The following is a 14,123-nucleotide window of genomic DNA, read 5'->3' on the forward strand; positions in this document are numbered from 1 at the left end:
GAGTTTTTATGGGCTTTTTTAATTAAGACTGAGGCAAATACTCATTTGAACACTAGTCTTTTTGTGAAATTTGTGTTAGCTATTAATCTAATGATGCTTTTTAAAACACGAATAGCACGAATATTTTCACAAATAACGCTAATGGATTCAATAGGAACAGGCTTTAGCTCGTTTATCACATCTGCCATCATCAACGGCTTTAGCCAAAATTTAAAATGATCTTTTAAAATTTTTCCCTTTGATCTTAGATTTAAACAAGAAAGATCTGAATACAAAATTTTTCCATAGATGTCCCAATCCACCACCCGATTCCCAATTTACATCAAACTTTCCACCTTCCCAAGCATAAACCGGAATTGTCATTTTAGAATGCAACATAGGTGGATGATCTTTTACAAGTGTAAAATAGCCAGATTCCAGATCTGATTTTCTGTAGTATTGAATTTCTATAATTGTTTCTCTTTTAAGCGCTTTAAAAATATAAAGGTTAATATCATAAAGATCATCATACTCCTTATTTAACCTCTCAACAACCGTTTCAAATGTATCCCCTATTTTTGAACGATTCACCTTGTTTCTGGAAGCTCTAAGCGTCAATTCATTTCCTGTTTCAAATTCACTATAATCCGACAGAATAAAAGAAAAATTGGAAGAAATGGTATTCCAGCAATGTATTTCTGCCAATCGCAGAAGATCGTCAACAGAAGTTTTGATATACTCTTTTAAATTTTCCCTGATCATTATAAAATCTATTTTGTTCTTTTAAAATCAACCTGCCAATGTTCATTATTTTTCTCTCCTTACTTAAATCGAAATTGCAATCCGAAATTTCTGGTTTGTAAACTGAAGAAGTTCAATCAAATATATTAAAAATAAGTTTTTTTCTTTGTTTAAGGAAATAATCGCTTCAAAAACCTATAAAACAACAATATACATCAGTTTAAAATAAAACGTCAATGGTGAAATAATCACTTTGGCATGATATTAGCATGCATTGTATTGAGAAAAAATTAAAAAAGCACTAAGGATGAGAAAAGAGGTTTTCTGTGGATTTTCAGTTTTCCACTGATTCAAGTTCATATTGATGTATATGAATCCTTTTTTTTCTACGATGCCGTAAAAGATACGGGTACGTGATTGATTAACCCTCCGTTGATTTTTCACAGCAAGTTTGCGCCCCGTATCTAACTGGTATCACTAATAAACCACGAGTCATTTATTGATTCAAAAACGATTGATTATAAATTCCGGACTTTAAGCCCGGTATCATAATATTGAATAAACGGCAAAGTTATCACGAACCTTAGCCCAGTAAAGAAATATGCCTTTCTTTTTACCGTGATAACACTACGCTTGCTTTATTCTACCTTAATTAATGTATAACCCTTAAAATGTTAGTAATGATGAGAGCCTTTTTTGAAATGATTTTTAAGAGAAATGAAGATGCTGCGAAAATGCATATCTGGAGCTTGCTTTTGGTATTGAGTTTTGCTGCCTTTTCTGTATTGGTATACACCTCAAACCCAAGCTTAAACAGCTTAATTATATATCTGACAGCATTTGCTGCTTATATCGGCTTTGGTCTTGTATTCATCAGTTCTTTAGCGGGAACCGGGATGAAGAAAGGATCAGGCAGAAACATATAACTTTTTAATCTTTCTTTTACTGAAAAACCGCCCTTTTTGAAAGGGCGGTTTTTTATGTTTTATTCTTTAAAAATATCTTTCATCATCTTTTCAAGAAACTTTGTCGTCTCCTCCTCGACCATTTTCTCAGATTTTGCCACTAATTCCTTATGGAAAGGCTCACAACACGCTTTTATTCCAAATCCGTCGTCTGTCTTCACAAATTCGGGATGCAGGTTGTGTTCTTCACATACTTCGGATTCAATTTCCTGTTTTATTAAGTCGTAATTCAGGTCAAACATATCTTTATTTTGTTTTATAGGTGATGAATAAAGATAAAAATAATTTTCATTTACGAAAATCCGGATTTATACGGTATCTATAAAAACAAAAAGCCGCCCTTTTCAGGACGGCTTTCATATCTTAAAGATTCAATTATTTTACTTTTACAAGCTCAACATCGAAAACTAACCAAGAGTTTGGTGGAATAACTCCTCCTGCTCCTCTTTCTCCGTAAGCCATTGCTGGTGGGATCAATAATGTAGCAGTTTCACCTTCTTTCAACAATAGGATTCCTTCATCCCATCCTTTGATTACTCTTCCCATTCCGATTGGAATTTCGATCGGTTCGTTTCTTTTGAATGAAGAATCAAACTCAGTTCCGTCTACTAATTTTCCTGCATAGTGTACAGAAACGTTGTCACCAGCTTTTGGAGCTTTACCGTCAGCTGTTTTTGTGATTTTGTAGTAAAGACCTGATTCTGTTTTTTGCATACCCGCTTTTAGTCCTTCAACTAATTTTTCCTGGTTCGCTTTGAATTCTTCTTCTTTTTTCTTCTTTTCAGCTTCTTCTTTAGCGATGAAAGCTTTATTGTTTTCTGCGATTTTAGCTTTTCCTTCGTTGAAAGTTTTAGCAGCATCGTAGTTTTTATACTCGTCACCTTTACCGAAAATAGAAACTTTCTCCAGAACGATGTCTGTTTTAGGCTTATCCTGAGCTCCTTTTTCAACATTAGCAATAGCATCGATCACATCGTTACCTTTTACCACTTTTCCGAAGATAGTGTGTCTTCCGTCTAACCAAGGAGTAGCCACTTCAGTGATGAAGAACTGAGAACCGTTGGTGTTTGGTCCTGAGTTTGCCATAGAAAGAATCCCTTTTCCTGTGTGTTTAAGGTCGTTTCTTTCATCCTCGAATTTATATCCCGGATCTCCCATTCCTGTTCCCTGAGGATCACCTCCCTGAATCATGAAATCTTTGATCACTCTGTGGAAAATAGTTCCATCATAGTAAGGAACTCCCTTAGCCTTAGCTTTGTTGTCGATTTTCCCTTCTGCAAGACCGATAAAGTTGGCTACAGTTACTGGTGCTTTCTTGTCTTCAAACTTCACAATCATGTTACCTTTTGTGGTTTGAAGATTGGCATAAAGTCCGTCATTAAGACCTTCGTAAGTTTCTTTGTCTACGTTCATTTTTTTATAAATTGGGGTACAACTCATCAGCGAAACACTTGCCGCTGCCAGAATTATATTCTTGTTAAACAATTTCATGTATTATAAAGCTTTTAATTTTATGATTAATGGGATGTCGTTATCTATTTTCTTTTCGTCTCCGAAAGTTCCATAAGCCAAAGAAGACGGCACCAAAAGCGTTACTTCCTCTCCATCATGTATAAAACGCAAAGCATTTTCCACCGCTTTCAGTTCATCAAAATGGCCAAATCTGGCTTCTCTTCTCTCAAAAGGCTCATCATAAATCCTGGTCTGATCAAAGTCATACAGCTCATAAGAATAAGAAATCGGGCTGTCATCCGGTCTTCCTTCTCTCCTATCATAGCCTTCTACCGTTACCCAATAATTAAGCTGTGTAGGATAATACTTCACCGGTTGCCCGCTGATCCAATCCTGAATCTGGCCTCTTTCTATTTCGTTCAGACTTCTCATTCTGTTTTTAGAAACATCCAAATCTTTCTGACTCAGAACACCGCCTACCGGAGGATGTGCCACCTGTGTATTTCTGCTGCAGCTCAACAGACTTATGACTGATATGAAGAGTATTTTTTTCATAAACTTTTGCGAAAATACACATTTCGTGAATGAATAACAAAACTTGAAGAAGAAATATACGAATGTGTCTGCACTCAACATCTTTAGCACAAAAAAAGCCGGGAAATTCCCGGCTCTATATTAATAATGTTCAGTTAAGATTAAACTGTTTCCAAAGCGTGATCTACCACAACTCTCCATCCGAATGGATCTTCAGAAAGGTTGTTTTGTAAATCTACCAGATCTTTCTTCAGGATAGCTGCATAGCTTTCTTCATCAGATAGTCTTGGAAGCTCCAGCTTTTCCCCCTGGTATCCTAAAGCCTGGAACTGAGTGGTAACAACAGCTGTACCTACTCCCCATACTTCTTTAAGCTCTCCGTTCTTTAAAGCTTCAATCACTGATTTCACAGGAATTGGCTCTACTTTTACCTCAATACCTCTTTTCTTGGCCAATTGGATGAAACTGTCTCTCGTAACTCCGTCAAGGATTTTCTCAGAAGTTGGTGGCGTGTAGATTGTATCATTGATTCTTACAAACACGTTCATAGTACCACTTTCTTCGAAATATTCGTGAGTAGCGTCGTCAGTCCAGATGATCTGCTCATACCCTTCTTCGATAGCCAATTGTGTTGGGTAGAAAGAAGCTGCATAGTTTCCAGCCGCTTTAGCAGAACCCACCCCTCCGTTGGCAGCTCTTGAATAGTGGTCAGAAATTTTTACAGAAACCGGCTCTGAATAATAGCTTTTCGCTGGTGTTGCCACGATAGCAAACATATATTTATTAGAAACTCTTGCTTTCAAGGCTTCTTCTGTAGCGAAGATCAATGGTCTGATATACAATGACATTCCTTCTCCCTGTGGAATCCATTCTCTATCAATATCTACCAATGCTTTTAATCCGTCTAAAAACATTTCCTCAGTCACCTCAGGCATAGCAAGACGCTTCGCTGACTTGTTGATACGTTCAAAATTCTTTTCAGGCCTGAAAAGGAAAACCTGCCCGTCTTTGTCTTTATAGGCTTTCATACCTTCAAAACAAGCTTGTCCATAGTTTACTCCCATCATGGCAGGTGTAAAGGGTATCGGACCGTAAGGAACTAATTTTACATCACCCCATTTTCCATCCTCATACTCACATATAATCATATGATCAATGAAAGTACCACCAAATGAAAAATTGTTTGGGTCAAATGTAGAAATTCTGGAGTTTTCAGTTTTTTGAATTATCATTTTTTAAAATTTTTACGATGTTCTACAAATTTAACATAATTTTCTAAATATAAAAATTTTAGAGTAAATTTGACAAAAAAATAGCTTGAAAAGAGAAATAAAGACCACGAACGACGGAAGTAAAACATTGTTTATCAATGATTTAAACGAAAACTACCATTCCCATCACGGAGCACTTCAGGAAGCCGAACATGTGTTTATCAAAAATGGATTAAATCTAATAAATGATTACGAAATTAATATTTTAGAACTCGGTTTTGGAACAGGTTTGAATGTTTTGGTGACAATTAATGAATATTTAAAAACTGACAAAAATCATGTCATCAATTATTTTTCGCTCGAAAAATACCCCATAAATGAATCCGAAGTGAACGATTTGGCCTACTTTGAGCTTTTTGATAACCCTGAGTTTAAAAATATTTATCAGAAAATTCATCTGGCAGATTGGGAAAAGTCAGTTGAAATCGTTAGTGGATTCAATTTAAAAAAGATAGAATGTGACTTTTTTGACCTAAAGAACATCGATCTGCCGAAAATCAACCTTGTCTACTTCGACTGTTTTGGCGCCAGAGTACAGCCAGATCTTTGGGAAAAGCCATTATTTGAACTGGTTTCTGACAAAATGGCCATTAACGGACTATTAACGACCTACTCTTCTAAGGGTAGTGTAAGAAGAATCCTGCAGGAGCTGAACTTCCAGGTAGAGAAAAAGCAGGGCCCTCCAGGGAAAAGGGAGATGATTAATGCGGTGAAAGGGTAAAGCGAAGGAAGCTGAGAAAGCGAAGATGGCTAAGAAGGCCGAGGGATTGAGAAAGCAGAGAGGCGAAAAGAGTTAAAGTGATAAGGGTAGCGAAATTAAATAATAAACTCTTTAACCTGTTCCATTACTAGCTATCATAGGCTACTATGACTATTCATATGAACATTTATCTTTGCTTTCTCAGCCTCTCAGCTTTCTTTGCCTTTTTACCACTCCCCTCACAAAAAATCCTTACCTTAGCTATACAAATATTATACATTATATATATGATAGATAAGATCAACATTAGAGTGTATGCCTGTGCGGTAAAAGATAAAAAAGTACTGACTCTGTTTGAAGAATATGCCGGTGAACCTTTAATGAAATTTCCGGGAGGCGGTTTGGAATTTGGTGAAGGAGTACTGGAATGTCTGCATCGTGAATTTGATGAAGAGCTTAATGTGAAGGTAGATGTTGTAGAGCACTTTTATACTCAGGAAAATTTTCTGGTTTCCCGCTTCAGAGAAAACGAACAGCTTCTTACCATATATTATATAGTCAACATCATCAATGAAGAAGATTTCCTGATCCTGGATCCATGCATCGAAAAAACAGAATGGGTTGATATAAACAGAGCGGATAACCCTTTCCCTCTTCCAGTAGACAAAATTGTATTTGATAAATTAAAAGAAAAATACCTGTAAGAATCTTACAGGTATTTTTTATTTCTTATTTCTTTACTTTAAAATCATTGGCTCCCGGATAAGGTTGCAGGTAACCTGAGTTCCAGTTGGACTGAAGTAATGACTCCACAAACTCATCTGTTCTGTTTTTATGGGGATCATATCGGTCTTTCAGATCTATATCAGCCATTTTACCTTTTACATTCCACCAGAAAGCACTCCAGCCGCCTCTCAGTTCTCTGATGATCTCATAAACGTTTTTACCGGTAGCTCTGTTCATCAGCTTTGCAAAAACCTGTCCTTCTGTAGTGGTAAGATCCCTCAGTTGTTTTTCATACTGATCGGCCAGCATATTCTGTCTTTCTCGGACAAATTTTCTTTTAGCCTTATTGTCCATATCATTCATATCCTTCTGAATATCTCTGTACTGCTGCAAAGCAGTTACAAATAAAGGATAGACTCTGTACAGCTTTTTATTCAGAAAATAATAGTAATTCTTATCCAGCTGATTGTTGAATCGAGGTTTATTGACTAAAATCAATTCATCCAGCACCACTACAGGCTCTCCGTTGATCTCATAGACCTTAATTTTCTGTTGCTCGTCGTAATAATATTTATTACCAAATTCATCTACTTTCAAGGATTCAGGTGGGTACTGATTGAGTGGTTTTGCCACGATACCATCTTTCTGACCAAAAACACTGACTCCAAAAAAGAAAATAAAAAGACAGATAATCTTACTAAAATTCATTATTTTTACACTTATAAGAACAAAAATTAAACGCAAAAATCATTCCTTTTTATGAAATTTGAAAAGAAATCTTTGAAATTTTTAGAAAAATATCTAAACACATCTTCGCCAACAGGTTATGAACATAAGGGACAGGAAGTATGGATGGATTACATCAGACCCTATGTAGACAAAATTGAAGTAGACCATTATGGAACATGTTACGGAATCATCAACCCTGAGGCAGAATTCAAAGTAGTAATAGAAGCTCATGCGGATGAAATCTCGTGGTACGTTAATTATATCACAGATGACGGATTGATCTATGTAATCAGAAACGGAGGTTCAGACCAGACGATCGCTCCTTCAAAAGTAGTACACATCCATGGAGAAAATGGCATCGTAAAAGGAGTCTTCGGATGGCCGGCTATTCATACCAGAACCAATCAGAATGAACCTACCCCCAAAATTGAAAACATCTTCATCGATTGTGGAGCCACCACCAAAAAAGAAGTGGAAGAAATGGGAATCTTCGTAGGATGTATGATCACTTACCCTGATGAATTCTTCGAAATGAATGACAGATATTTTGTGTGCAGAGCTTTGGATAACAGAATCGGAGGTTTTATGATCGCTGAAGTAGCCAGGCTTTTAAAAGAAAATAAAAAATCAATTCCTTTCGGACTTTATATTACCAATTCCGTACAGGAAGAAGTAGGTTTATACGGTGCTGACATGATTGCCGATACCATCAAACCGAATATTGCAATTGTAACAGACGTTACTCATGACACCACTACCCCGATGATCGAGAAGAAAAAAGAAGGGGATCAGAAATGTGGTGCCGGGCCGGTAGTATTCTTCGCTCCTAGTGTTCACCATACGATCAGAGAACTTATTATTGACACCGCAAAAACGAAAAAAATCCCTTACCAAAGGGCTGCAGCAAGCAGAGCTACAGGAACAGACACCGATGCTTTTGCCCATTCAAACGGGGGCGTACCAAGTGCATTAATTTCCTTACCTTTGCGCTATATGCATACAACGGTAGAGATGGTATCTAAAGAAGATGTAGGAAATGTCATTAAACTGATCTACGAAACGGTTCTGAAGATCAAGCCGGACATGAAGCTGAAGTATCATTAAAATGAAAAATATCTTTTATCATTTAATCCGAAAGCCGACTTTTATATCTGTTTTAACTGCTCTTTTTTTTATTTATATAGCATTTTTAACGGTATACAAACTGTTTTACCCGCCCAAAGTGGGGTCAGCATACAATATGATTCTTGAAATGCTGCTGATTGTCAGTTTCGTGCCTTTGGTATTATTTATAATTGATCGATTATTGGTTATTAAAATTAATCATATCAAATTAACCATCATAGAAACACTGATATTCGGAAGTATATTTCTGTATCATATTTTGGTTGATAACCCATTTTAAAAGATAGAAATCTAAGTAAAAGTATAAAAAGTAAAAATGAAAACGAAGCTTATTGCTCCATCCCTTTTATCTGCAGACTTTGGGAATCTGCAAAGAGATATTGAAATGTTGAACAGATCTCAGGCCGACTGGTTTCATATTGACGTCATGGACGGAAGATTTGTCCCAAACATTTCATTTGGTTTTCCTGTGATGAAAACGGTTCAGCAGCATGCTAAAAAATTCGTGGATGTTCACCTGATGATTGTGGAACCTGAAAAATACGTTGATGAATTCATCAATCATGGTGCTGATCTTATTTCTGTACATTATGAAGCATGTACACACCTTCACAGAACGATTCACCACATTCAGAGTAAAGGCGCTAAAGCAGGAGTTGTTCTGAATCCCTCTACTCCGGTTTTAATGCTTGAAGACATTATTGCTGATGTAGATCTTGTATTGTTAATGAGTGTAAATCCAGGATTTGGAGGTCAGAAATTCATTGAAAACACCTACAAGAAAATTGCTGAAACCAAAGATCTGATCCTGAGCAATAACTCTACAGCTCTTATTGAAGTAGACGGAGGGGTAAACCTGGACAATGCGTCTAAACTATTTGAAGCCGGAGCAGACGTTTTAGTCGCTGGAAATGCTGTATTTTCTACAGAAAGCCCGGAAAGAACAATTGAGCTTTTAAAGATTTAAAAAAATCTAGATAGTAAAGCAAAAGGCAGCTCCTTCGGAGCTGCCTTTTATGCTTAAAAAATAAAGTTATCAATCTACTTGTTGAAAATTAAAGCTTAAATCTCCACCGTTATAATCCAGTGAGACATTCGATGGAAATGTCTGAGTGGTCCCGCTTCCCCATCTGTATTCAAGCATCTTAATGTTTCCTGCTGTAATGGGATATGTTGCGTTGCTGTTGTCTGGCTTAGCTCTCTTATACCAGTCATTGGAATTCATGGTAATCAGGTATTTTTTATCTTTTTCCAAAGCCAGCTCAGCAATCTCCTTAGTGACCAAAGTATTGGCTGATGCTACATTGAGTGTTTCTGATCTCAATATTGCTTTTGTTGTATAATCCCATACTGTCACTCTTAAATTTGAATTAATATCAGGTAACTTTATAGTTATTCCGGTGATCTTTCCTTTTACATTAGGTGAAAAAGCAAGACCAAACTCATAATCTCCTGAATTGATAAAATTGGTAGTCATTGTAAACCCTGCTACTTCATGATATTTGCTCAAAGGGTTTTCTACCGGATAGGTTACAGGCTGAACAACGGGATCGTCATCATTACTATTACTACAGCTTGCTATGAAAAATATAGCAGCAAAAGCAAGTATGGCATACAGTTTCTTTAGAGATAAGGATCTCAGACCGAAAGGTTCTTCTAAATGTTTCATTGGTTTTAATTTTAATTTTGATGAAACAAAGATCAAGATAAACCAATGGCTATTTCAGAGGAAAAACACGGTTTCTGAAAGGTCATTCCCCTTTAATTTAATAGCTATCAAAAAAAGACAGCTGATCAGCTGCCTTTCCTTTGCTTGAATTTGAGTCGTTTTGGTTATGAATTTTTTTTCAAAATGTATATTGTATCTATTTGCATTTGCTCTCTACACAAAGATCTGAATAAAAAATACTACGACGCATCCGTAGAAATACTGATTTTTTTATTTAAGTATTTCTACGTATTCTTTTCAATTTTCATACATCTTTATTCCATATACAGGCGCAGATCACCAGAATGATACTGATGACGGAAAAAGCCGTCCTGATATTGTTCAGAAAATTCCAGCGGTTTTCAAAACTATCCCGCATCTGCCTGATCGCCTCTACAGAAGCGCTGGAAATATCAAACTTATCCAAAGCATCATTCATCGGAACATTCCCTGCAACAGTCACTCCAAAAACCCCGATAATGTAAGCCAGTGATGCCAGCAAAAGAAAAATAAACGGTGCCTGCCCCCGAAACAGAAAAGTTGATACCGGCAGAAGAACCAGAGTTCCCATAAAACTCATAAAAAATACGGGATTAAGAATTTCCCGATTGATACTCTGCATCGCTTTCAGATATTCCGCATCCGGAAGCTTTCCAAGCCCCAGCACCACAGAACATGAGTAGGCATAAAAAAGCCCTCCTATCAAAGCGGTAAGGACGGCAGTAATGATTAATACGAACATGGTCATTTTCATATAATTTGATTTGTGATGACGAGTCTGGTGTTAATAAGGATTCCATTTTTTAATGATATTTTGCGCTGTAAGGATCATTTCCGGATACCAGCTTTCCGTATTAAAATAATGAAACTTCTCCTCTTTAATTCCTTCTGCTCCGGCTTGATCAAAAAGCAGCCTGGTGAGTCTCGACTGTTCTTCATACAAAGCAAGGTCTTCCACCGGATGATCAGGATGTACAGCTTCTTTTCCAGTCCATTTATTCACCTTCCTACTTCTGGTATCTGAAGCTTCTATAATGGATTTAACCTTATTAAAATCATCAAAGAAATATTTCTTTTGTTCTTCTGTTTTGATAGTATGCCCCAACCTTTCAATGATCACATATTCCAGATTTTGACATTGAGAAAGCACGGAGGGTAATATCGTCAACAGTTCTTCGGGGATACGGTCATCATGAGTATCTCTACGAATCAGCTTTTTCCCGTAAACACTCTCCTGCCAGCTTCCTCCCGAAAGATGAATTTCTCTGACCCTGTCTAATGGGTACAGGCTGATAATATCCTGTATCTCCACTTCAAAGTTGCACGACTGGCAATAGATATTATGAAGATCAAGAATAAGAAAACCATTTGTATCTTCAACCAGCTGATCCAGAAACATTCCCTGCTCTTTCACATCATCTATGGAGAACGAAAAAGCCAGATTTTCTATTCCCACAGGAACATCCACAGCGTCCTGCAATCTGTAAAGTCTGTCTCTTCCGATCTGTAATGTTTTGGGATGCAAAGATACGGGCAGCGGCACTCCCTGATGGAAGTTCTCCGTATTCATAAATCCGAAATGCTCCGTAATATGGTTGTATTTCCTTTTGCGGACTTCTTCTTTTAACTTTTTAAGCCAAATCTCCTGTCTTTCCGTCCATCTGGCATCAAATAATGAGTAATAGACTCCATGTCCTATCAGACGGCTATTTTCTGAATAAAACTGCAGAAGCCCATTAATCCAATCCGGTTCTTCCGCATTATAAAAAGTATCGAACGACCACTCCAAAACTTCTACAGAATTGTTCTGCAATAACGGCAAAATAGCAGAAACAAATTCTGCTTCTGCCATCATTGATAATCCTAAGAGTGGCTTTTCCATATTTTATCCCATTCCACAAGCCGGACAGCCATGTCCGTTCAGTACCATGGTATCTTTTCTTACTATAACTTTAGGCTTTCCCGGTTTTGGCTTTTCAGCCGTATCAGAGGTTGCTGTTACTTTTTTTACTTTCTTTACAGGCTTTTTAGTCTTTGCAGCCGGTTTTGTTGTCTGGGCAGACACTCCTACTGCTAATAAACTTGCCATTAATAATGCTGGAATTTTCATAATCGCTTTTTGATATAAATTTGCAATAAACGTTCCATTTATTCTGAACCTAAAATACAACAATTTATTATTGAAGATCTTAACAGCAGTATTTTTTATCAGATTTCGTCAATTTTTCACGATATCATCTTTTTTCAACAGTTTATATCTTATGACTAAAGCCTGAATTGATAAGAACAAAATGAGCGTTTTTATTTATATTTAACCTCAAAATTTAAGCATGAGAAACAGGCTGTTAAAAGCGGTTTTCCTTGGATTGGCATTATCCGTACACAGCATCAGTGTGCAGGCTCAATCTGTTGATAACAAAAAAATGGAATGGTTTAAAAATGCCAAACTCGGTATTTTTATACATTGGGGAATCTATTCTGTAAACGGAATTTCCGAATCATGGTCTTTCTACAACAACTATATCAACCATGACAATTATATGAAGCAGTTGAATGGGTTTTCAGCTTCCGGCTATCAGCCTGATCAATGGGTAAATCTGATCAAAGAATCGGGGGCAAAATATGCAGTCATCACGACCAAGCATCACGACGGTGTTTCTCTTTGGAATTCAGGGGCAGAAAATGCCATTACAGTTCCCAAAAATACTTTGGCTAAGAAAGATGTTCTAAGTCCCTTTGTATCCAGCCTTAAAAAATCAGGACTGAAAGCAGGGCTTTATTTCTCACTGCCTGATTGGAGCCATCCCTATTACGACAACAATACCCGGACAAAAAAACGTTACGAAATCAAAAATGATCCGAAACGCTGGCAAAACTTCATCAACTACTATCAGACCCAACTTAATGAACTGTCTTCTCAATACTCTCCGGACCTCCTTTGGTTTGATGGAGATTGGGAGCATACCTCTGAAGAATGGAAAGCGTCCCAAACACTAGATTTACTCAAAAAATACAACTCCGATATTATCATCAATTCAAGGCTAAACAATCACGGAGATTATGACACTCCTGAGCAGGGAATCCCTGTAATTGCTCCACAAAATCCATACTGGGAGCTTTGTTATACGATGAATGATTCCTGGGGATACCAGCCCTATGATAAGGCCTACAAAACACCCAATATGATTGTCAGAACCCTGGCGGATGTAATCAGTATGGGCGGAAATCTTTTGTTGGATATTGGTCCGAAATCAGACGGAACTATTCCGGAAGAGCAGATCGAGATTCTGAAAAATCTTGGCAGATGGACCTCTAAAAATAAGCATGCCATCTATGAAACCACCCGTGGAATTCCTTTTGAAAATTATAAAGGGAAATCTTCTTTGTCTTCTTCTAAAAAATCTCTTTTCCTTTATCTGGAGGAAGCCAAAAACTTTACCAAAATCTATGGATTAGCAACAAAACCTCTTTCAGCAAAAATTGTAGGAGATCCTTCAGCTGTTGTTACAATTGACCATAATGCTGACACAACACTGACTCTTCACTTCCCCAATGTAAAATTCGACAAAGACGTCACTGTTGTGGAACTTACTTTTGATACTCCACCTCTGTTTTTAAAAGATTTTAAAGCGCAAAAATACTCTATTCCTGAAATATCAGAAAACAAGAATACTCAGGAAGCGGTATATAATATCGCCAATATGCTTTATAATGGCAATAATCTGCTAACTTCTTCAGGATTGACCAGTGATGGCCTTGATATGAAAATCAGGAAAACGCCCAAAACCAATCCGGAAACGCTACAATGGATAAGCAAACATGCGGAAGCGCTTTTTGAGACCGAAAAAGGACTCCCGAATGGACATTACTCGGGAATGAGTGCATTGTCCAAAGATAAACTGACACTTTATCTCTTTGTGGAAGGAGCTCCTACAGGTCCTATTGCTTTAAAAGGAATAAAAAATGGAATTGCAAGAATAAGAGTGGTAGGTGAAGGCACCATGCTCTCACATACGATCTACAATAAACTTTACTGGAGTGATCGGCCGGGAATCATTTATATCGATATTCCCAAGGAAAAGCTTGATAAGCAAATGACCGTCATCGCTGTTTTGCTTGATAAACCTCTGGAATTATACAGAGAAAACATGGGAGCGATTGAAAATAATCTTTAAACTCCTCATAAAAACAAA

General features: G+C 37.1%; 16 protein-coding genes. 6 read left to right on the forward strand and 10 right to left on the reverse strand.

Annotated features, from left to right (window positions below; genetic code table 11):
• Positions 1-210: 210 nt before the first annotated feature.
• Positions 211-741, reverse strand: coding sequence for a hypothetical protein (locus tag AC106K_RS08960; protein ID WP_482444644.1), 531 nt, complete (start codon positions 739-741; stop codon positions 211-213).
• 659 nt (positions 742-1,400) lie between these two features.
• Here AC106K_RS08960 and AC106K_RS08965 point away from each other — a divergent pair.
• On the forward strand, positions 1,401-1,646 hold the full coding sequence (locus tag AC106K_RS08965) for a hypothetical protein (protein ID WP_482444646.1): 246 nt from the start codon (positions 1,401-1,403) through the stop codon (positions 1,644-1,646).
• Between the two features lie 59 nt (positions 1,647-1,705).
• Here AC106K_RS08965 and AC106K_RS08970 read toward each other — a convergent pair whose 3' ends face one another.
• From AC106K_RS08970 to AC106K_RS08985, 4 genes are all read right to left on the reverse strand, one after another.
• Complete coding sequence (locus AC106K_RS08970) at positions 1,706-1,927, reverse strand: hypothetical protein (RefSeq protein ID WP_482444648.1); 222 nt, start codon at positions 1,925-1,927, stop codon at positions 1,706-1,708.
• Between the two features lie 133 nt (positions 1,928-2,060).
• On the reverse strand, positions 2,061-3,098 hold the full coding sequence (locus AC106K_RS08975) for a peptidylprolyl isomerase (protein ID WP_260446465.1): 1,038 nt from the start codon (positions 3,096-3,098) through the stop codon (positions 2,061-2,063).
• A gap of 81 nt (positions 3,099-3,179) precedes the next feature.
• Positions 3,180-3,692 carry an FKBP-type peptidyl-prolyl cis-trans isomerase gene (locus AC106K_RS08980; RefSeq protein ID WP_482444649.1) on the reverse strand — a complete coding sequence of 171 codons (513 nt, stop codon included), beginning with the start codon at positions 3,690-3,692 and terminating at the stop codon, positions 3,180-3,182.
• Between the two features lie 140 nt (positions 3,693-3,832).
• Complete coding sequence (locus tag AC106K_RS08985) at positions 3,833-4,903, reverse strand: branched-chain amino acid aminotransferase (RefSeq protein WP_482444651.1); 1,071 nt, start codon at positions 4,901-4,903, stop codon at positions 3,833-3,835.
• A gap of 85 nt (positions 4,904-4,988) precedes the next feature.
• Here AC106K_RS08985 and mnmC2 point away from each other — a divergent pair, with 85 nt between their 5' ends.
• Both mnmC2 and AC106K_RS08995 read left to right on the forward strand, forming a co-directional pair.
• Entirely contained in the window at positions 4,989-5,663 is a 675-nt protein-coding gene (gene mnmC2 / locus AC106K_RS08990) for a tRNA (5-methylaminomethyl-2-thiouridine)(34)-methyltransferase MnmC2 (protein WP_482444652.1), read from the forward strand.
• A gap of 266 nt (positions 5,664-5,929) precedes the next feature.
• A complete protein-coding gene (locus AC106K_RS08995; RefSeq protein WP_047098400.1) occupies positions 5,930-6,346 on the forward strand; it encodes an NUDIX domain-containing protein in 417 nt (138 codons plus the stop codon).
• A 25-nt stretch (positions 6,347-6,371) separates the two neighbouring features.
• Here the strand turns inward: AC106K_RS08995 and AC106K_RS09000 are convergent, their stop codons facing one another.
• Entirely contained in the window at positions 6,372-7,076 is a 705-nt protein-coding gene (locus AC106K_RS09000; RefSeq protein WP_047098401.1) for a DUF4294 domain-containing protein, read from the reverse strand.
• A 51-nt stretch (positions 7,077-7,127) separates the two neighbouring features.
• On the opposite strand from AC106K_RS09000, the gene chrP reads away from it, so the two are divergent.
• On the forward strand, positions 7,128-8,201 hold the full coding sequence (gene chrP / locus AC106K_RS09005; RefSeq protein ID WP_047098402.1) for a chryseobasin maturation metalloprotease ChrP: 1,074 nt from the start codon (positions 7,128-7,130) through the stop codon (positions 8,199-8,201).
• Between the two features lie 337 nt (positions 8,202-8,538).
• Complete coding sequence (gene rpe, locus AC106K_RS09010; RefSeq protein ID WP_047098404.1) at positions 8,539-9,189, forward strand: ribulose-phosphate 3-epimerase; 651 nt, start codon at positions 8,539-8,541, stop codon at positions 9,187-9,189.
• Between the two features lie 69 nt (positions 9,190-9,258).
• Here rpe and AC106K_RS09015 read toward each other — a convergent pair whose 3' ends face one another.
• The 4 genes from AC106K_RS09015 to chrA all read right to left on the reverse strand — a co-directional run bounded on the left by AC106K_RS09015 (position 9,259) and on the right by chrA (position 12,040).
• A complete protein-coding gene (locus tag AC106K_RS09015) occupies positions 9,259-9,891 on the reverse strand; it encodes a hypothetical protein (protein WP_482444654.1) in 633 nt (210 codons plus the stop codon).
• A 304-nt stretch (positions 9,892-10,195) separates the two neighbouring features.
• Positions 10,196-10,684, reverse strand: coding sequence for a chryseobasin maturation helper ChrI (gene chrI, locus AC106K_RS09020; protein WP_482444655.1), 489 nt, complete (start codon positions 10,682-10,684; stop codon positions 10,196-10,198).
• A 30-nt stretch (positions 10,685-10,714) separates the two neighbouring features.
• Entirely contained in the window at positions 10,715-11,812 is a 1,098-nt protein-coding gene (chrH, locus tag AC106K_RS09025) for an MNIO family chryseobactin maturase (RefSeq protein WP_482444657.1), read from the reverse strand.
• 3 nt (positions 11,813-11,815) lie between these two features.
• Positions 11,816-12,040: an MNIO class RiPP chryseobasin precursor ChrA gene (chrA, locus tag AC106K_RS09030; protein WP_482444658.1), complete on the reverse strand. Its 225-nt coding sequence runs from the start codon at positions 12,038-12,040 to the stop codon at positions 11,816-11,818.
• A 220-nt stretch (positions 12,041-12,260) separates the two neighbouring features.
• Between chrA and AC106K_RS09035 the strand changes: the two genes are divergently transcribed.
• Positions 12,261-14,105: an alpha-L-fucosidase gene (locus AC106K_RS09035; protein WP_482444660.1), complete on the forward strand. Its 1,845-nt coding sequence runs from the start codon at positions 12,261-12,263 to the stop codon at positions 14,103-14,105.
• Positions 14,106-14,123 lie beyond the last annotated feature (18 nt).

The organism is Chryseobacterium sp. FR048, from assembly GCF_056844665.1.